Genomic DNA, 19,918 nt, shown 5'->3' with positions numbered 1-19,918 from the left:
ACCAAAATTCTAATGATCCTGATAATATTTACAGGAGGCTTTTTCTCAGGCATCCTATATCATAATAATAGTGAAAAGAAAACGAATGTTCCTAAGGTCGTAACAAAGGCACCAAAGTCAGAAAAAAACCTACTATAAAAGGAACACCCCAATATCAAGAAGAAAAGAAAAAAGTATTAATTGGTTATGTGCAGGACTTTAGAGATCCGTCCTCAATTGGCTATGGAGATCTTACACATGTGATTTTTTCATTCGCACACCCTGCAAAGGATGGACGAGTCTTAATGAACGGAGAAACAGCTAAAACGAACTTAAAGGCGATGGTAAAAAAAGCACATGAACAAAAAACAAAAGTTTTATTAGCAGTCGGTGGCTGGTATCACATTGAAGGTGGAGAGTCGTATGATTATTTTCGGGCAGCAATCTCAAACAGCACATCAAGAACAAAAATTAGTAGATGAACTTATTTCACTAACAAAGACAGAAAATCTTGATGGAATAGACATTGATTTTGAACATCCGAGATCTAATGAGGATGCAGAAAACTTGAATATATTCATTCAAGCACTAGATGAAAAGTTGTCTAAGCTTGATAAAGAATTATCGATCGCCGTATATTCAAAGATTCATAGTGTAACGGGCACAGAAATTCAATCGGTGGTGTTTAAACCGGAGATGTTCAACTATGTTGATTATGTGAATATTATGGCATATGACGGACAATGGGACGGAGAATACAATGCCGCAAATTTATCTCCATATCCATTTGCTGAAGATATTGTAGCCTATTGGTCAACATTATTTGATAAACACAAATTATCAAAAGAAAAGTTGATCTTAGGTGTTCCTTTTTATGCACAACCGGAAGATGTCTCAATTAACCAAATGTCATATGGAGCCATTGTGGAAGCAAATCCGGAAAACGCTCAACGTGATACTGTAAAGATGCATGGTACAACTTATTATTATAATGGAATACAAACGATTAATAAGAAAACAGATCTAGCTCTTGATAATGGGTTTGGCGGGATGATGATATGGGAATTAGGTCATGATGCTAAAGGCAATTATAGTTTAACAAGTACCATTTCAAAAGAGTTGGCTAAAGAGAATGAAAAAATGTCTATTTTTGCAAAAGTGCATGAGTGAGTCAAAATAATCTACATGGTGGACTAAAATAAAAAAGCAAAAAAAGATAATGGGTGCTTACTCATTATCTTTTTTTGCTAATTCCTTTCTCATTCTTTCGTCTTCCTCGATAACACATATTCGAGTAATTTGTTCATTGAAGTAATGATTGAGATAATCCATCTCTTCCTCACAGTGTTCTTTTTTCATTGATAAACCTCCTTGTCATGTGTCATGCTATTCTTATCGTTTGTATGAAAAGGAGGTGCTATACCAAAAAAATAACAGCCTTATAATGGCCGGGATTTATATATAAGTTAACATATATGCTTTATATCAGAATGTGTATAAAGAATTGATTTAAGCTCAGTTTCGGAAGCTTCATAAAATTGTCTTCCATCAGGCATTTTAAATACATTATGATCGATTAAGGCTGTAATAATTTCAGATTTGGATTTTTCTTTTGCCATTTCACACATCAAAATCACCTCATATTTGAAAGCGTTTACAAATATATGATATATAAATTTTGTCCTCCTGTCAACTCTCTTTCGTCTATTTTTTCTTTACTTTATAACCTCATTCAATGTACATTTTTTATAGTGTATTTGAGAAAAATAAGGTTAAAGGAGGGAAATCCTGATTGAAACGGAAGTTTTGGGTTTTTACTGTTATTATATTTAGTTGTTTAATGATCTTTCTGTTCCTATTTTCAGATGATTCTGTTGCTATTATGAAAAAAAGAGACAAAAATTCAATTCATATTTATCTTATTGGAGATTCGACAGTATCTACTTATAAACCAAAGGTAGCACCTAGAATGGGCTGGGGACAAAAACTAAACGATTTTTTTCATGAACGGGTCATTGTTCACAATGCTTCCATCCCAGGAAGAAGCTCAAAAAGTTTTTATGAAGAGGGTAGATTTCAAAAAGTTAAAAGAGAGATAAGTCAAGGCGATTATTTATTCATACAATTTGGCCATAATGATGCAAAAAGGGCAGATGTCAAGCGGTATACAGATCCATTTACAACATATAAGATGTATTTAAAAAAATACATTGACGAAGCTAGGGAAAAAGGAGCAATTCCTGTACTCGTTACTCCAGTTGAAAGAAGAAATTTTTCAAAGCAGGGGACCATTATAGATTCACATGGTGATTATCCTAGTGCAATGAAGCAATTAGCTGTTGAAGAAAATGTGGAACTAATAGATTTAACAACTAAAAGCAGGCAGCTATTTAACAAAATTGGACCGGAAAACACGAAAAAATTATTTTTGTGGTTGGAACCATTTGAATATAAACATTTTCCAGAAGGGAAAAAAGATAATACACATCTACAAGAACAAGGTGCATATACGATTGCCTCGCTGGTAATTGAAGGATTGGTCGAAATCAATTCACCTCTTAAAGAATATGTGAAACAAGATTAAAGTTATTTTAGAGTCTGTCATAAAAAGGCAGACTCTTTAGTGTACAAGGAAAAATGTTCTTGTCATACAGAGGAATTTTTTCTTTTTCTTGAAATACATATATAAGGCTTTTGTAAACGCTTACCTTATATATGGAGGTTGAGAGAATATGTATGTTACAATCGGTGAACTATTTGAACAAACAGTAAATAAATATAAGAACAAAGAAGCTATAGTAGACAAGATGAGAGGAGTACGCAGTACATTTGAAGAATGGAATGTTGAAGTCAATCAACTTGCACATGCCATGTTAGCTTCCGGAGTCAGGAAGGGGGACAGGGTGTCTACATTGTTATTTAACTGTTTTGAATTGGGAACAGCGTACTTTGCTGCTCCAAAAATCGTGATCTTTGAGAAAGAATTAGAAGGACATATCACGAAAATACACGATCGTTTTCCAACGATACTATTTTGGAGCATCGATGAGACAACTTCACCTTATGCTTCTTCTTATCAAGACATCATCAAGTATTCTTCTACAACAAATCCAAATTGTGAAATTAGTGAAAATGATACGTATGCTATTATGTACACTAGTGGTACGACCGGACGACCAAAGGGGGTTATGCACCGCCATCGGGATATGATTGAACAAAGTTTAATTTGTATCAATGCGCTGCAAATTAATTCAAAGGATATCGGATTAGTAACAGCGCCGATGTTCCATTGCGCAGAGCTCCACTGCAGCTTTTTACCGCGGGTACATTCAGGTGCCAAAAATGTCATCCTGCATCATTTCGATGCTGAACAGGCATTAGAAACAATCGAGAAGGAAAAAATTACAATGCTTTTTGCAGCTCCTACAATGTGGAATATGCTACTTCAAGAAGAATTGGAGAGATATGATTTGTCTTCGCTTCAAGTTGGTTTGTATGGTGCAGCACCAATGGCTCCGGTACTAGTCAAAGCTTGTAAAGAAAAATTAGGAATCGAACTTGTTCAAGCATACGGGATGACAGAAATGGGACCTGCTATTGCATTTTTAGAAACAGATGAGCAATTATCCAAAGCAGGTTCTGCTGGTAGGGCTTGTTTTAATCATGAGATTAGGGTAGTCAAGCCAAATGAGGAAGGACCATCAGACCCTGATGACATTCTTCCCCCTGGAGAAATTGGAGAAATCATTGTAAAGGGCCCATGTATGATGATTGGGTATTATAATAGAGAAGAAGCTACTGAGGAAGCGATGTACAAAGGATGGTATCATTCAGGTGATTTAGGTTACTTTGACGAGGATGGCTATTTGTTTGTGGCTGATCGAGTAGACGACATGGTCATTAGCGGTGGGGAAAACGTATATCCAAGGGAAGTAGAAGATGCCTTATACGAGCATGAAGGAATTTTAGATGTGGCCGTTTTAGGTGAACCTGATGAGTTTTGGGGAGAAAGAGTAATTGCTGTTGTCGTAAAAAAAGATCAGGAGATTACAGGGGAGCAGCTTGATCAATTCTTAAAGAATTCAGATAAGCTTGCGCCATTTAAAAGACCGAGAAGATATGTTTTTGTTAACGAGCTCCCCCGTAATGCAAGCGGAAAAATTCAAAAATATTTATTAAGAGAAACAATGTCACAAGATAAGTTTCAGATTTAGTTATATAGCGTAATGTTAGGCAGTTCTGAAAAGGTCTGCCTCTTTTCTATTTCCATAAGATTTTATGAAATCGGGTTGTTAATATGGTATAGTTATTTAGCTGTTGTTTGGAAAAACTAACAATTAGTATGAATAGAAAGAAGATGTGATAAAAATTGGCTGATTTCTTACAATTAGGAATACGAAAAGAAATTCATTATACATTAAAATCATTAGGACTAACACAACCAACACCAATCCAGGAACAAACGATTCCGATGATTATAGAGGGCAAAGATGTTATCGCGCAGGCCCAAACAGGGACAGGAAAGACCCTTGCTTTTGTCCTTCCAATTATTGAAAAAATTAATACACAAAATGACGAAGTACAAGCCCTTATCTTAACTCCAACAAGGGAACTAGCTCAGCAAATTTCTAAAGAAATAAAACGGATGATTGAAAATGTGGAAGGACTCAACGTTTTGGCTGTTTATGGTGGTCAGGATGTTGAACATCAGCTGAAAAAATTAAAAGGAGCTCAACACATCGTTGTAGCAACACCCGGTCGGTTACTAGATCATATTCGCCGCGCAACGATTGATTTATCGACTATCCAAATGCTTGTATTAGATGAAGCAGATCAAATGCTGCATATGGGTTTTCTTCCTGAAGTTGAGGACATTATTTATGAAACACTTTCAACAAGACAAACGATGTTATTCTCTGCAACAATGCCAAGCGAAATCAAATCGCTTGCAAAAAAATATATGATAGAACCTTTAAACATACAAGTACAGGCAAAGAGAATAACAGTTGATGAAATAAAGCAAATCGCTGTTGAAACAACAGACCGGAGGAAACAAGCTACTTTGCTGCATTTATTACAAGAGCATCGTCCTTTCTTAGCGATTATCTTTTGTCGGACAAAAATTCGTGCCAAAAAACTGCAAGAGGCATTACTTGCTCATGGCTATGAATCAGATGAACTTCATGGTGATTTAACTCAAGCAAAACGAGAAAAAGCGATGAAGCGATTTCGTGAAGCCAAAATACAATTTTTAGTTGCAACAGATGTAGCGGCAAGAGGACTTGATGTAGAAGGTGTTACACATGTTTATAATTATGATATTCCTCATGACGTTGAGAGCTATGTCCACAGAATCGGCCGGACTGGTCGTGCAGGCGGAACGGGTGTTGCCTATACATTAGTTACTCCGAAGGATTTGGACTTTTTACGAATGATTGAAAAAGGAATTCATCTAAACTTGGAAAAACAAGTGATAAAAGGAATTAGTGTTCCTGATCGCGAGGATTATGAACAAGAGAGAAAAGAGCAGGTAAAAAGGCAAGGCGGCCAAATGACCGTGGAGGTAGAGTGAAAAGAGAAAACAAATCAGACAAAGGGAGAAGAAAAGAGGAAAATCAACATAAGAATAATGAAAGACCAGTGTCAAGAAATCGCCGATCAAAAAGGAGATAATATGTGACGGGTACCAAATGATACCCGTTATTTTAGTTATTTATTTAAATCCTTTTTTGTAATTTCACTTCTTATTGAAAGATCCTTCGAAAATTCTGCATCTTGTTTCTTGTTATTTGGATATTTGTTTTTTCGCTCACGATTATCATTGCGGTTTGTCATTTTATATCCTCCTCTTATGTTTTTCAATTCCTATTATGCTCGTTGGGTGGGCTATTTATCATGTTGAAAATAAATTTTCTTTTGTATACCCACTTCTTATTTGAGAATAATATCAGGGAATGTTTTACATAAGGAGAAGAATAAATGGATCAAAAATTATTTTCCATGATCAACGGATTTGCAGGCAGAAATCTTTTCTTAGATCGACTCATGGTATTTGCATCAAATGAATTACGCTACTTGTTTCTTTTTGTTCTCGTCTTACAAGTCGGTACGAAACACTCAAATAAAAAGATTGTAATTGAATCTATCATTTCAGTAATCATGACATTAGGTCTCAAAAAGGTCATTAATCGTATTAAGTTCCGTCCCAGACCTTATCTTACTCGCTACGCGAATGTCTTGGTATCATCTTTGCAAGACTCCTCTTATTTAAGCAAACATACACTTTTGGCATTTGCTGTATCAACAACAGTCTTTTTGTATAACAAAGCTTTGGGCAAATTTTTATATATTTCTTCTTTCTTCATTGGTTTATCCCGTGTTTGGACAGGAGTACATTATCCATATGATATTATTAGAAGTTCTATACTTGGAAGTATGGCAAGTCTGTTTGTAAATAAATTAAATATACGCAGATAAGTTTATTCATTCAATCTGATTCATCAAATAATTCGCATATTCAATTGGTATATCATGTGTTTTCTCCCAAAATGGCAAGTAATCCTTAATCTTTCTAAATGCACCATATTGACCTCTTAAGTTACATTCAATGAAATATAGTGTACCACTTTCAGTAATACCAATATCTAATCCTAAATCTGCTATGTGAGGCCAATTTTTTTCAAGTGCTTTAGCAATATCAACACCAAGTGTGTTGATATTTTTTTGGATATCTTGAATTGAAATGCCATCGTGGGTAAAGTAGTCCTGAAGTAATCCAATTTTTCCTCCTCTCGCCACATTTGTGATGACATGGCCTTCTGGAGCTAATTTTGCCACTATTCCGCTGATGATCCATTTCCCTGTACCATCTTTTTGAACGACAACTCTTAAATCAAATGGTCTATTTTGAAAAGTAGCTAATGGTATTCTTTCCTGGATAATAAAAGGATGTTGTTTAAACAGCCTTTTTATCCTATTAATCTCGACCGAATTAAATAAACTTTTTTCCCAGCTTTTTTTGGTCGTATGCTTTTTATAAAGATACCAATGACCATCCACTTCTTTTTGTATATTCATAATTCCTTTCCCGATACTGCTGTAACAAGGTTTAACAAAAAAATTCTCCATATGCTGTAAAACGTATTCTAAATTTTTGCCGGTGCCTTTTAAAGTAGTTGGAAGATAACGGATAAGATGTTCTTCTTTTTCTAATAATTGGTGAACAAAATATTTACTATTCATTATTGGTATATAATTAAATACCTTTGAACCTGATTGAATAAAATAAAAAAGGGTTTGCCGTACTTTTTTGTTATTTAAATGAGCTCGATTATAAACAACTTTTGGTATAGGTATCATTGTTTCCTTGAACTTATCGTTTTCCGTATCTCTTAGTAAGACATGGATATTATTGGAGGATAATGTGCAATCTGAACAAAGAAAACAAACGGAAAGTTGATAAAATTCTGCAGTAGATTCATATTGGGCATAGGCTGGATGAAGAGAATATTCACTTTTCATTGCTTCATAATGGTGCTTCGGAATAAAAATACCGATCATTCTTCTATACATAAACTTGCTCCATTCTAAATTAGTACTAACACCCATTTCATAAAGTATGAATATAGGTAGTTATGAGGATGAAGAATGGGTGTTTTGTGAAATAGCTCAACCATTCACTTCCACTTATTGGTTTACCTATACCTAATGTATTCGCTCTTATGAGAAGAGGTACTTTTATTGGAGATGAGAAAATGGACACGATTGTATTCATTGGATGTAACAAGTCTGGCACGAGTAGAGAAGCATTAAAGGCTGCATCAGGAATGGGATATTTTACGGTATTATATACTGATCGTTTAAAATTTCTTAAACAACGTGAAGAATTTCCTGAAGTTCATCAGTTAATATATATAAAGAGTCTAGAAGATAAGAATTTAGTAATTGAAGAAATTCAAAAACTTGTTCATGCTGGGAAACATGTAAAAGCATGTTTAAGTTTAATCGATCCATTTGTTTCAATCGCAGCTGATATTTCTGATATGTTAAAAATAGGGCGACTTACAAAAGAAGCAATCATAATAATGGAGAATAAAGCTTTGTTTAGAGAAAAACTCAAATCTCTATCTTACACACCAAATTTTTTTTATGATAAAAAGCAATCTATAAGTGAATTTTCCCAATCGAAGGAAAAATACTTACCATTAGTACTTAAATCTCCTAAATCTAACGGATCGAAAGATGTCATACTTGCTACAAATCTTCTTGAATTTAAAATAGGTTTAACAAAATTGAATAAAGTGTCAGATAAGGATCCTATTTTAGTAGAAGAATATATTGATGGTCGACAATATTTAGCCGAAATTATTGTTTACAAAGGAAAACTAACAATAGTATGCATCCTTGAACAAGACGTTATAAGAAAGAAAAGGTTTATTGTTTTAGGCTACCAGTTCCCAGCAAATTTAAGCTCTGATCAATATGCTGATTTAGAGATAGCGATAAATACGATTATCGAAGAGATCGGACTTAAAAATGGGAGTTGTCATTTAGAATTCCGTTATGTGAACAAAGAATGGAAGCTGATTGAAATAAACCCGCGCATATCTGGTGGAGCAATGAATAATATTATTTTTCACGGTACAGGAATTAATTACGTAAAAGAAATCGTAAAACTGCATTTGGGTAAGGAGCCTATTATCGAAACAAATGGGACTGAATATGTCTATGTACGATATGTAACAGTTGAAACGAAAGGTGTTCTTCTAAAGGTTACTGGTAAAAATCGCGCAAAGAAACAGGATGGTGTAAAAGAGGTTTATGTAAAGCCTAGAAAAGGGAGTATCTTAACACCTCCATTATCGATGGGTGACCGATATGCCTATGTCCTGGCAACAGCAAAGTCTCAAGAAGAGGCTAAACAGCTTGCTCTTCAAGCATTAAAAGAAATTAAGTTTATTATTGAACCACTTTAAAGGGTGATTAAATGACTGTTATTGGTATGCTTCATTCAAGAAAAGATCCTGAAAACGTAAAAAAAGCTTATGCATGTGCGGCGGTTTCTAAAATGGAAGGTGTTGATTTCTTTTATTTTTCTTTTGGAACAGTTGATATGGTTGACCATAAGATTAATGGATGGATATATGATAATGGAAAGTGGATTCAACAGCAACGAGACTTGCCGGATATTATTATAAACAGTAAATCTCCTAAGAATGACAAACAAAAACAAATATGGAGTTATTTGAAAAAAAGATGTCTATTTACAAGTTATTCAGTAGGAAATAAATTAAACGTTTATCAGAAAATTAGAGAAGGAAAACAATTTTCACATTTTGTTATTCCTTTTTTTATTCTGAATAAGGGAGAAGAGATCTTTGATTATTTTGAGAAACATAAAAGACTAGTATTGAAGCCGATTAAAGGGAGCGGGGGAAAGGGAGTTATTTTTATAGATAAAATAACCTCAAATCAATATCTTGTGATTAATGGAGATCATAACGAAACTCTTGTAAAGAATGAACTTTCCCTTTATCTTGATCATTTATTAACAACAACCCGGTACATCATTCAACCTTTTATTAAAAGCTCAACAAAAGAAGGATGGGTGTATGATATAAGGCTGCATGTTCAAAAAAATGGTAGAGGCGAATGGGAACCAACTCTTATATATCCGAGAGTTAGTGCAAATAGAAAAATGATAAGTAATATTTCAAGCGGTGGGTTTAGAGGTGAACTTCAACCATTTTTAATCGGAGAATTTGGTGATGAATATTATAATATGAAAAGATTATTAGAGCATTTTTCCATTTGTTTTTCACAGCATTTCGAAAGTCTTTATCATCATACATTTGATGAACTTGGAATTGATATCGGTATTGATGATAATCAAAAGCTTTGGATTTATGAAGTGAATTGGCGACCTGGTTCAAAGCATCGAGAAATGGATGTTGCAAAAAATCTAGTTCAATATGCTGTCTTTTTAGCTAAAGCGAATAAGTAAAGACCTTTCTTGCACAAATGCCCATATCAAGTAATAACATAAAAGAAAGGGCGTAGGAAAGGAAGGGAGACGATGAAGGACAACAATACACATGAACAAATAAAATCAGTGTATCATGCAATTCTTGAATTAAAACATCAACAAGATTCGTTGGGCGGTTGTCCAACAAGTTGTTTTAGTACCCTTTCTTCAAAACTTTTTAAGGTAGATACGATTCCGTTTTTATTATACACAGATAGCGGTTTGTTTCAGGTTTCAGAAGTGAAGGCTAGTGATACTGGTAAAGATGTTGATTTTTGGACACCTTTTTTTAGAATTGAACATGTAGATAAAACAGAAAAGTGTGGGATCCTTTCGCTTCTTCGTCCACTATCCTTAACTGGATACCCTGTTGAAGATGTTTCCGATGTGGAAAGGCTTGAACGAACAGAAATATACGTGAAAGTGGACTTAACCTGCATTTGTGCTGTGCAGTGTCTTGATATACATTTGATGAAGAAGGTTGTCATAGAACCTAAATGGTAAAAAGCGATTCTTATTCGAAGCTCATAGAAAGAGTTTTCGCATATAGAATATTTGATATTTTTGCTTGATATAAGATGCTTGGTTTGTTAGCTTTTACCGCAATATAATGATCAGGATTTTGATTATTAATTTCAATAATCCAAACTTTTCCGCTTTGGTCAATTCCAATATCAAATCCAAGGTTTCCCAGATGGTAACCATTCTCTTCAAGGATCACAATGGCATCCATCATGAGATTATGAGTAAGGTTTACTAAATCAATCATTTCCTTGATCGACAACTCAAAAACTGTTTTTAAAGTTATTCCGCCAATCTCTGCTTTTCCACCGGCTGTAATGTTGCTTACAATACTGTTTTTTCCTCCATATCTTGAAAATGCACCGATATTTTCCCATATCCCTTGGTTATTCTTAACCATAATAATTCGAAAATCAATGATTTGGTCATCATATTTAACTAAATCAATGGCTTGTTGAATGAGATAAGCCTCCTCTTTTACTATTCTTCGAAGATAAAATTTGAATAAACTCCATGATTTGAAATGTTTAACATTTTTCGAATGACGACCATACTTTACGATGACTCCATTAGAAATACGCGTGACTTTCAGGACGTATTTACCCAACCGCCCGTTAATTGGTTTTATATATAATGAAGGATATTCCTTTAACATCTTCCATACATCTTTAGGTTCATAGTAAATCACTGTTTTGGGTAAGAATTGTTGTAATCTTTCTTTCAAAAGTTGATACATTTGCCATTTATCAAAATTAGGATAGTTAAAAATTCTTTTACCGAGTTTTTGATGAAAATGTTTCATTGTATCTAAATACGTAGACCAGTTCTCTGTTAAACTGGTTTCCACAACTGAAAACACAGAGCGTGGATAGGGGAAAATCCCTTCTATCCAATTATTACTTTTTGGATCAAACATAAGTCCGGTGATTGTTTCGTTTTCATGGTCGATCCCATCTAAGGAAAAGGCAATGATTGTACCCCCAATTTTCTCATAATCTTTTACATAGACTGAAAGATAAGGAATGCTTTGCTTTAAGGTCTCCTTAGTAACGGCAGCAAGGACTCCTATATAGGGACCGAAGATCATCTTATTTTTTTCAAGATTAATTTCATAAGGTAAGTTAATAGGTATATCTAGTATCCGGATAACATCTAATGTAACGTAACATGTATCTTCAGGAACAGCATCTGAAAACAAGGGAGTGACAGACACTTCTTTTATTCCATAGATAATCTTTAGTGGTTTCCACCTTTGAACTTGTTTTTTAAAGGATGAATGCAAATGAATAGACATTGAACGTTTTTTATCTATGCGAATGTGTATCATACTTATATCTCCTTTTCGTTTATGTATTACTATATGTATCTACTAGTAAAGTGTCTGTTTAAATAAAGAATTGGTAAAAATCAATATATATGCCGATACAATTATTGGGGGAGCTAATACACTAATAATAAAAAACATTGTGAGTGTGTTGTTTATTATGAAAAGCTTGCTGCTTAGAAAGGTCGGTCCTGTTATAGGTGGTATTTTAATCAGGGGAGATGCAGATGCAAAGATAGAAAACGTAGCCACACGAAATAGTCATAAAATGACAAAAGATACGTTAGTGTTTTATCGTGAAAAACTTAAAGTTCCAACAAATTTACATTCATGTATCATTGTGACTGACCAAAAAAAGGTTGAAGCACTTTTTCCATCATCTTATACGATTGTCTATGTTAAAAAAGTGTGGGTGGCATTCTATAAATTTATTCATTATTATCGCAGGATGTTTCGAATCCCGGTGATTGGTGTAACTGGGACATGTGGAAAAACAACGACGAAAGAAATGATTGCCCATATTTTGTCACCTGAAATGAATATTGTTAAAACAGTATTAAGTCAAAACGGATTATCTCATAATCTAAAATATTTACTTGAAATCGATGACAAAACCGATGCGGCCATTATTGAAATGGGTGTGAATTCACCAGGTCATATCATGCAAACAGCAAGTTATTTTAGGCCAACAATAGGGTTGATTACAACCATAGGTACAGACCATTTACAAGGATTTAAAAATCATCACGAATATGTTAAAGAAAAGGAAAGTATGCTGAAAGCTGTTCATCCAGGCGGAACAATGATTTTAAATGCGGATAATTACTATTCAAGAAAACTAAGGACGAACAAATTTAAAGGTAAGCTGATTTACATTGGAGAATCAGATTTTGCTGACTACAAAATCATGAAGATGAAATATGATCAAGCTGGGATGAAATATATGATCGGAAATCGTGGGCGAATATATGTAGGTAATGTACCTGGGTTTGGAAAACATAATGTCTACAATGCTATTTTCTCTATTGCAGCTACTGGCTTATTAGGTATTGATATCAATACTGCGATTGAACGGTTAAAAACGTATAAACCCGTTCAAAGACATTTAGAATTAAGTCCTGGTATTAACAACAGTACAATCATCGATGATACATGGAATACTAATCCAACGTCGATTCAAGCTGCACTGGAAGTGTTGGAGCAAGTGTCGAAAGATAAAAAATCGATTGCAGTTTTAGGTGATATAGAAGAGTTGGGAGCACATTCCCAAGAAGAACATCAAAAAATTGGAACACTTATTGTAAAGCATAATATCGACTACCTTATTACAATAGGCGATCAAGCAAAAGAAATTGGTACGAAAGCAAGACAATTGGGAATGGACCCAAATTGTATATACTCTGTCAAACATGAAGATCATTTGTTAAGAATTTTAATGAACCACGCAGACAAACATACAACCATCTTAATCAAAACATCGATGAGGAACTCATTCAGAGGATTATTAAGTAAGCTAAAGGGATAAAAAACAGAGGACTGTATGATTTTAGTCCTCTGTTTTCAAAACATCATTAAATTGATATGTTTTTTTGATCTAACAAATAACGTGCATAATCAATTGGAGTAGAAAAAACTGATTCCCATTCTTCTTGTAGAAGTCTTTGTTGATGAATAAGCCCTCCAACATAATCTGAAATAAAATTGCATTCTATAAAGTAAGGAGCTCCTTTATTTGTTAAACAAATATCAAATCCCAAATCAGCAAGATGCGGGAAATGTTTGTCTAATTTATTTGCGATCATTAAAGACATGGTGCAAATATCCCGCTTAAGTTTCTCATAAGACATGGAAGGGAATGAGATCGGACAAATATCTTCAAGTCTACACGTTTTTCCACCTTGCGAGCCGTTTGTTAGAAAGCTCTTGTCTTTAGCCACTTTACACATAATACCCGTAACTTTAAACATACCAGTACCGTCCTTTTGTAAAGCAACACGCATATCAAAGGGATTTCCTTTGAAAGTAGCCAATGGAATTCTTTCTTGAATCACATAATCTTTCTTTTCAATATGTTCGAGAACGACGCTTGGTATCTCCGCTGTAAAGTTCACTTTTTCAAAAACATGACTGTTTAGCGGTTTATACGTAAGTGTACAATGCTTGATACCCTTATCAATTTTCATTGCTCCAATTCCACGTTCACCATAATTCTTTTTTAAAATAACACTTTTATACAATGATAGCATCTTTATGAAGCTTTGCTCTGTAAGGAGTTCGGTATGTGGTAAGTACTTTTGTATGTTTTTATCACGGTTTAGAAGTTGATGGATGGTAAATTTTTCAATGTCATAGTTAGGTACATTAAAAATTGTAACTCCTGCTCGGTAAAGGTCATAAATTCTTTTCCTTATAACAGGATGTCGATCAAGTATTCTGGAATAATTAACTTTCGGCCGAGGTATCCTCATTAATTTGTAACCTTCAGATGTAAGAACATACGCAACAACACTTTTTTTGTCAGGGTGGAGATGACGTAACCGAATAAAACAAGGAATTAGATTATTCCTTGCAGCAGCACGTTCAAAAAGCATAAACATCGTTTTATGGTTTCCGTTTAGATTAGGAATTTGTCTATAAATCGTTCGAGGTACTATGATTCCTACACCTTCCATAGACTGTATCCTCTCCTTAAATTACTTTCAAACTCCTATTAGTTTATTCTTGTAAAATTTTGATGTATGGATATGTAACTATGTTAGATGCAATTAGGGCGATCCTAATCACATTTAGTAAGAACTTGGAGGTATAAATATGAAGTGTAAAATAATCCTAAATAAAAGGAAAGACAAAACAATTTATGTGAATAGTAAACTTTTTCATTTGCTTCAACTAGACAAGTACTCATCTATTAATCTTCACTTTGGGACTGGCAAAGAAAGTTGTCGTATTGAAATAGATCCTTCAATAAAAAATAGTGAAATTAAGATACCTGCAAAAGTAAATGATTTTATCATTCCGTCTGTTTTTCAGTACGAAGCTAAGTTCAATCAAGACACACTAGTGGTTGGACCGTTTGTTGGAATTATGGGATGCAGGGACAAGAAATATTTGACCAAAAATGTATTATCAAAGCTTAGATATAGGTTAAAAGATTCCTGGAAACTAAATGGTTTGTTTTTTGTCTTTGCAGAGAATGATGTGAATCCCTTGAAAAAGGAAGTAGAGGGGTATTATTTTCATCCCCGTAAACAAGCTTGGGTAGCTGCGAGATTACCATTACCAAATGCGGTAATAATTAGTAAAAACTCAATGAGTAGAAGAGGGTATACTTATTTTACGAATATCATAGGTCAAAAGGTTTTTTACAGTGATCATCTTTCCAAATGGTATCAGTATAAGAAACTATCAGAGCATCCATCTCTTTCAAGCTTTGTTCCTAAAACAAAAAAATTAGTGAACAGACATTCTTTTTTGGAAATGATTAATGAGTTTGGTGCAGTTTATTTAAAGCCAAATCAATCATACCAAGGGAAAGGGATTATAAAAATCGAAAAAAGCGGTGATACCTATAAGCTACAGAATATAAATGGTCATATTAAAATGATATTTCAGGAACATATTTTATTGAAATATGTAACCTATAAGATGAAACAAAAGTATTTAATACAACAAGCCATCCCTTATACTGTTGGGGAATCATTAATTGATTTTCGCTTATATTTACAAAAGGGTAAGGATAAGCAATGGAGTTCACCTGGTACGATGGCTAGAATTGGCAAAAAAAGAAGCATCATAACTAACGCAAATCATAGAATAGATGTTTTGCCAAGCCAATATGCATTTGCCAGATATTACGGGTTAACGAATAATCAAATTTTTACACTACAAAACGAAATGACAAATATATGCAAAAAAGCAGCCGAATACATCGAAGAATGCGGACACCATTTAGGTGATATTGCAATTGATTTAGTTGTAGATAATGAGTTAAAGATATGGATTCTGGAGTTTCAAGGTGGCTATGGTGCTGAAATAAAAGAGAGAAATATGCCAAACAAGTTGTATGAAAAGTTAATGATAACACCTTTGGAATATGCAAAGGTGTTGGGGGGGTTTAAGGTTGTTAATTATACTAAAATAATAAATCGTGTATATTTCCGTTTATTTAAAGAGGTCTAATTTCCTTTTTTCTTAAAATAACTTGTTTGCATTTCACTCTTTAGCAGGTCATGACATATATTCTACATTAGAGATGAAGACCTTAAGTATTGAGTTGACAACAGGGAACTCGATAAAAAGAAGGAGTGAAAGAATATATGGCATTTAGCTTATGGAAATCGGAAAAAGAAGATCTGCAGGCGGAAAAAATTAAGCAACTTGAAGAAATGGTGTCAACGTTGGAACTGAAAATTAATGATTATGAAAGTGCATTAAGTAAAGTGCAAGTTCATAATAATGAAAATCATAATGATAGCCAAATAGCGGATATTTATACAAGAATACAAAATATATATGAAAATGATGAATCTAATATCAATAGGATACAACAGCTAGAAAGTGAAATATACAGTTATAAAGAAGTCCTTAATATGTATGAGATGAACATCAAAGAATTAACAAGCAAAGTACAAGAACTACAGTACAAACAACAAGAACAACAAATTAGTAATTTAGCTTACGATAGCAAAGTTGAGGAAGTACCGATGAAAGAACAAAAAAATATAAAGAGCAATGGAAAGAAAAAAGAAACGTAGAGTTTTCCAACAAAAATCAATCATTATTTCTATACGGAAATACATTTGGAGAAACGATTCAACGTATTTCACCTCCTGAAAAATCAGCTAAAAAGAACGAAAAGAATCAAAGAGTTAAAAAAAACAAAAAAATGAATTAGTATCAGGCTCGGAATATATAAATCGATTCTATCCAAAAGGTGAAACACCAAATCATGTTACATCCTTTAATCCAACAAAATATTCATAAATTAAGGGCAATTAAAAAAGGAACCAATAAGGTCACTCAAATTCATATATAAAATTAGTGACCTTCATATATGTTCATGTCTTCCTTTTATATTTTCTTTTATAGGACTCTATTGTATTATACATTGGTTTTAATGCTTCAATCTCAAGGAAACCTTTTGTTTGAGGGGCAGAGTTCGCTTCAATTATCCATATATTACCTTTAATGTCGATTCCTATATCACATCCCCATATTTTAATGCTTGGAAAATATGTATATAAACAATTTGAAATGGATAATGTAACGATTTCTAAAGTTTCCAAAAGTTCATCGAGGTTAAGGTGATTTATATTCGTATTCATTAAAGCCTCTTCAACTGTAAGAATACTAGATCCATATTCAAAATTCGTAACAGCATAACCATCTTTAGCAACTTTTGCATACTTCCCAGTAACAACCCATTCAGTATCGGTTCTTTGTACTATATATCTAAAATCTATTGATCTCGATGTGTAAGTGGCTAGAGGTATGTATTTTTGAACAATACTTTGAATAGAGTGGGTTTCTTGTCCTTTTAAAAATGTATAAAGGTTACTTTGTCCAACAATATTCTTAATTCTATTTAAAATAAATAATTCATATTTCTCTCTGCCAACTTCGGATACTATTATTATGCCCTTACCTAGAGACCCAATCGAAGGTTTTATCACGAATTTCTTATACTTATTTTGCATATTTAAAAGATTTTCTTTTGTAAGAAGCATTGTTTCCGGAAGATAATTCCTTAAATATGTGTCCTTCATAAAGATTTGATGTTTATGAAATTTATTATTCCTATTTATCTTCATAGTATTTCTCCCTAATGTTTGGATTAGATTCTTTTTTCTTGTTGAAAAGATTATATGAAGATGGAATATTCAAATATGATATAAAAATAATAATTTGCTTTTTTCCTATTCTTTGTTTATGCGTATCACTAAAAGGTAAGGTGAAGAACATGAGTCAGGAAACAGAGATGAATAAGACAGAAGGAATTTCCGTTATTACAGCTACCAACAGAGATGAGTGTATGGTAATGGTGTTCGCAAATTATAAAAGACAGCAGTGGCAGAATAAAGAACTCATCATTATATTAAACAACGATTTGATGGATTTAAACAAATGGAAAATGGAAGCTAGAAAGTACCAGCAAGTTACTGTATTTAAGCTTCCTGAGAATGATACATTAGGGAAGTGTTTAAATTTTGGAGTAGAAAAAGCGAAATATAAGTATATTGCCAAACTTGATGATGATGATTATTACGGACCAAAGTATTTAGACGAATCATTCGAAACCATGCATAATATGGATGCAGCAGTTGTAGGAAAAAGAACTTGTTTTATGTATTTAATAAAGAAAAAAGAAGTTCGACTTCGTTTTCCGGGAAAGGAGAATTGTGAGGTAAATATCCTTCAGGGAGCAACCATTTTTACTACAAAGAAGTTGTTACAGAAACTACCCTTTCCTAATAAAAATTTGGGAGAATGCCTTGATTTCCTTCAAAGATGTGAAAAGTACGGTTTTAAAATATGCGCTTCCAGTCGTTATAACTACGCCATTTTAAGAAAAAATTCAAAATTCCATACTTGGCGTCCTACAAAGGAGTACTTATACGTTACCTCTGAAAGAGTTGCATTTACTGAAGATTATAGAAAGTACGTCAATGAAATATAAAATGAACAAAAAGGTTACGATGTTGAAAAAACACGGATAGAAAGAAGGTGACGGACATAGAAGTTATATATCCTAATCAATCTAATACCGTTACCATTTCAAAAATAATTTCAGAAAAATACAGAGTTAGTGATTCGATAAAAATCATTAAGTTTGGTTCCTGGGAAAAAGAGATGGCTATCAGGATGGACGAAACATTAGTTGGAGAAATAATGTGCTTACCAGCTTACTTGCTCGATATTTGTGAGCTTCCGGCGGAATTGCCCTATGAACTTAAAGTTAATGATCATAAAATTGAAATTGGTCCAGTTATAGCGATGGTGGCATTTCGTGATAAAAGAGAAATGACATTTAAGTCGTTAGAAAAACTAAAACCCCGATTCTTACACTACCACCGAATTAACGGATTGGTATTCGTTTGTGCAGCAAATTGTATCATTCCAGGCGCTGACAAGATCGAAGGTTATTACTATAATCCGAGCCCAAAAACATTAAAAGATCGTTGGATATTTGGTGAATTTCCATTTCCAAATGTCGTATATAAAAGGGTACCCATTGATACCGACCGTTATAATTATCTAGCTTCTAAGGTGGAAAATCGGATTATCAATTCTATTTTCTTTTTAAAAGCTGATATTGCAGTAGAATGCGAAAAAGATAAAGATTTTGCTAGTTATTTTCCACACACAGAAATAATTAGAAATGGACAACAACTTAGAGATTTTATTACTCAATTTCAAACTGCTTATATTAAACCATCAAATGGATCACAGGGAGAAGGGATTTTTAAAATAACGTTTGATCAACATAAGAGATTAAAACTTACAGATCGAGATAAAAATATAACAATAATATCAAGTCCGAATAAACTCGGAAACTATTTGAAAGAATGGAGGAAAAAAGAATACGTTGTTCAAGAGGCCATTCATCCAACAAGCAAACAAGCTTTTGATTTTCGTGTGTATGTACAAAAAAATGGGTTAAAGAAGTGGGTTTGTCAGGGAATGATTGGGAGGATTGCTAAAATAGGAGCAATAATAACAAACCTAAAATATGTAGACAGAATACTTGAGGGTCATATAGCTATAAAAAAATATTTACATTTAGATGATCAAGAAGCATATAAACTTGAAAAAAGAATTCATGATCATTGCATAGGAGTCTGTAAGGAAATTGATAAAAGGTTTGGGACTTACGGTGATGTAGCAGTAGACGTAATCATTGACTCATCTCTACGTATTTGGATTTTAGAAATTAATAAAGTATATGGCTATAATAGTGTAAAAAAAATCAAAAATCAACAACTATTGAATACCCTTTATTCAACACCATTTGATTATGCAAAAGCGCTGACTGGTTTTTAGAATAATGGAAAGGAGGAAAAACATTTTAC

21 protein-coding genes are annotated in these 19,918 nt (G+C 33.4%); 14 read left to right on the top strand and 7 right to left on the bottom strand.

Annotated elements, in window-relative coordinates; translation table 11 throughout:
* Window positions 1-239: 239 nt before the first annotated feature.
* Window positions 240-461 (top strand): hypothetical protein, encoded by a 222-nt coding sequence (locus AC0L8O_RS12020; protein WP_473448243.1) that lies wholly within the window; start codon window positions 240-242, stop codon window positions 459-461.
* Complete coding sequence (locus tag AC0L8O_RS12015) at window positions 403-1,149, top strand: glycosyl hydrolase family 18 protein (RefSeq protein WP_473448241.1); 747 nt, start codon at window positions 403-405, stop codon at window positions 1,147-1,149. The genes AC0L8O_RS12020 and AC0L8O_RS12015 overlap by 59 nt, the downstream gene beginning before the upstream one ends.
* Window positions 1,150-1,206: 57 nt before the next feature.
* Here the strand turns inward: AC0L8O_RS12015 and AC0L8O_RS12010 are convergent, their stop codons facing one another.
* Complete coding sequence (locus AC0L8O_RS12010; protein WP_286158765.1) at window positions 1,207-1,338, bottom strand: hypothetical protein; 132 nt, start codon at window positions 1,336-1,338, stop codon at window positions 1,207-1,209.
* 107 nt (window positions 1,339-1,445) lie between these two features.
* A complete protein-coding gene (locus AC0L8O_RS12005; RefSeq protein WP_232230103.1) occupies window positions 1,446-1,607 on the bottom strand; it encodes a Fur-regulated basic protein FbpA in 162 nt (53 codons plus the stop codon).
* A gap of 164 nt (window positions 1,608-1,771) precedes the next feature.
* On the opposite strand from AC0L8O_RS12005, the gene AC0L8O_RS12000 reads away from it, so the two are divergent.
* The 3 genes from AC0L8O_RS12000 (at window position 1,772) to AC0L8O_RS11990 (ending at window position 5,551) form a co-directional block, all read left to right on the top strand.
* Window positions 1,772-2,563, top strand: coding sequence for a rhamnogalacturonan acetylesterase (locus AC0L8O_RS12000; RefSeq protein ID WP_232230102.1), 792 nt, complete (start codon window positions 1,772-1,774; stop codon window positions 2,561-2,563).
* Between the two features lie 148 nt (window positions 2,564-2,711).
* Window positions 2,712-4,193, top strand: coding sequence for a fatty acid--CoA ligase (locus AC0L8O_RS11995; RefSeq protein ID WP_473448238.1), 1,482 nt, complete (start codon window positions 2,712-2,714; stop codon window positions 4,191-4,193).
* Window positions 4,194-4,348: 155 nt separating this feature from the next.
* Window positions 4,349-5,551, top strand: coding sequence for a DEAD/DEAH box helicase (locus tag AC0L8O_RS11990; protein ID WP_473448235.1), 1,203 nt, complete (start codon window positions 4,349-4,351; stop codon window positions 5,549-5,551).
* 137 nt (window positions 5,552-5,688) lie between these two features.
* On the opposite strand, the gene AC0L8O_RS11985 is transcribed toward AC0L8O_RS11990, so the two are convergent.
* Window positions 5,689-5,814 carry a hypothetical protein gene (locus AC0L8O_RS11985; protein ID WP_264144011.1) on the bottom strand — a complete coding sequence of 42 codons (126 nt, stop codon included), beginning with the start codon at window positions 5,812-5,814 and terminating at the stop codon, window positions 5,689-5,691.
* Window positions 5,815-5,958: 144 nt separating this feature from the next.
* On the opposite strand from AC0L8O_RS11985, the gene AC0L8O_RS11980 reads away from it, so the two are divergent.
* Window positions 5,959-6,456: a phosphatase PAP2 family protein gene (locus tag AC0L8O_RS11980; protein ID WP_026559221.1), complete on the top strand. Its 498-nt coding sequence runs from the start codon at window positions 5,959-5,961 to the stop codon at window positions 6,454-6,456.
* Between the two features lie 6 nt (window positions 6,457-6,462).
* Here AC0L8O_RS11980 and AC0L8O_RS11975 read toward each other — a convergent pair whose 3' ends face one another.
* Window positions 6,463-7,551, bottom strand: a complete 1,089-nt coding sequence (locus tag AC0L8O_RS11975; protein ID WP_026559220.1) for a YheC/YheD family protein — start codon at window positions 7,549-7,551, stop codon at window positions 6,463-6,465.
* 182 nt (window positions 7,552-7,733) lie between these two features.
* On the opposite strand from AC0L8O_RS11975, the gene AC0L8O_RS11970 reads away from it, so the two are divergent.
* From AC0L8O_RS11970 to AC0L8O_RS11960, 3 genes are all read left to right on the top strand, one after another.
* Window positions 7,734-8,954, top strand: coding sequence for an ATP-grasp domain-containing protein (locus tag AC0L8O_RS11970; protein ID WP_473448232.1), 1,221 nt, complete (start codon window positions 7,734-7,736; stop codon window positions 8,952-8,954).
* An 11-nt stretch (window positions 8,955-8,965) separates the two neighbouring features.
* A complete protein-coding gene (locus AC0L8O_RS11965; protein WP_026559219.1) occupies window positions 8,966-9,982 on the top strand; it encodes a YheC/YheD family endospore coat-associated protein in 1,017 nt (338 codons plus the stop codon).
* A 72-nt stretch (window positions 9,983-10,054) separates the two neighbouring features.
* Window positions 10,055-10,507, top strand: coding sequence for a CotY/CotZ family spore coat protein (locus AC0L8O_RS11960; RefSeq protein ID WP_026559218.1), 453 nt, complete (start codon window positions 10,055-10,057; stop codon window positions 10,505-10,507).
* A 10-nt stretch (window positions 10,508-10,517) separates the two neighbouring features.
* Here AC0L8O_RS11960 and AC0L8O_RS11955 read toward each other — a convergent pair whose 3' ends face one another.
* Complete coding sequence (locus AC0L8O_RS11955) at window positions 10,518-11,852, bottom strand: YheC/YheD family endospore coat-associated protein (RefSeq protein WP_026559217.1); 1,335 nt, start codon at window positions 11,850-11,852, stop codon at window positions 10,518-10,520.
* A gap of 157 nt (window positions 11,853-12,009) precedes the next feature.
* Between AC0L8O_RS11955 and AC0L8O_RS11950 the strand changes: the two genes are divergently transcribed.
* Window positions 12,010-13,374 carry a UDP-N-acetylmuramoyl-tripeptide--D-alanyl-D-alanine ligase gene (locus AC0L8O_RS11950; protein WP_156931850.1) on the top strand — a complete coding sequence of 455 codons (1,365 nt, stop codon included), beginning with the start codon at window positions 12,010-12,012 and terminating at the stop codon, window positions 13,372-13,374.
* 46 nt (window positions 13,375-13,420) lie between these two features.
* Here the strand turns inward: AC0L8O_RS11950 and AC0L8O_RS11945 are convergent, their stop codons facing one another.
* The gene (locus tag AC0L8O_RS11945; RefSeq protein ID WP_026559215.1) at window positions 13,421-14,521 is read right to left on the bottom strand and encodes a YheC/YheD family protein; all 1,101 of its coding nucleotides are present in this window, start codon (window positions 14,519-14,521) and stop codon (window positions 13,421-13,423) included.
* A gap of 139 nt (window positions 14,522-14,660) precedes the next feature.
* Between AC0L8O_RS11945 and AC0L8O_RS11940 the strand changes: the two genes are divergently transcribed.
* Window positions 14,661-16,028: a YheC/YheD family protein gene (locus AC0L8O_RS11940; protein ID WP_473448229.1), complete on the top strand. Its 1,368-nt coding sequence runs from the start codon at window positions 14,661-14,663 to the stop codon at window positions 16,026-16,028.
* A gap of 137 nt (window positions 16,029-16,165) precedes the next feature.
* Complete coding sequence (locus tag AC0L8O_RS11935) at window positions 16,166-16,603, top strand: hypothetical protein (RefSeq protein WP_473448227.1); 438 nt, start codon at window positions 16,166-16,168, stop codon at window positions 16,601-16,603.
* Window positions 16,604-16,906: 303 nt separating this feature from the next.
* On the opposite strand, the gene AC0L8O_RS11930 is transcribed toward AC0L8O_RS11935, so the two are convergent.
* Window positions 16,907-17,659, bottom strand: a complete 753-nt coding sequence (locus AC0L8O_RS11930) for a YheC/YheD family protein (RefSeq protein WP_026559212.1) — start codon at window positions 17,657-17,659, stop codon at window positions 16,907-16,909.
* A gap of 149 nt (window positions 17,660-17,808) precedes the next feature.
* On the opposite strand from AC0L8O_RS11930, the gene AC0L8O_RS11925 reads away from it, so the two are divergent.
* Both AC0L8O_RS11925 and AC0L8O_RS11920 read left to right on the top strand, forming a co-directional pair.
* Window positions 17,809-18,525, top strand: coding sequence for a glycosyltransferase family A protein (locus AC0L8O_RS11925; RefSeq protein ID WP_051475417.1), 717 nt, complete (start codon window positions 17,809-17,811; stop codon window positions 18,523-18,525).
* Window positions 18,526-18,572: 47 nt separating this feature from the next.
* Entirely contained in the window at window positions 18,573-19,889 is a 1,317-nt protein-coding gene (locus AC0L8O_RS11920; RefSeq protein WP_084042925.1) for a YheC/YheD family endospore coat-associated protein, read from the top strand.
* The last annotated feature ends 29 nt before the right edge of the window (window positions 19,890-19,918 follow it).

It is taken from the genome of Metabacillus sp. KJ11-3 (assembly GCF_055808295.1).
Note: the sequence above shows the minus strand (reverse complement) of the source record. Positions and strands in the feature narration are given on the sequence as shown.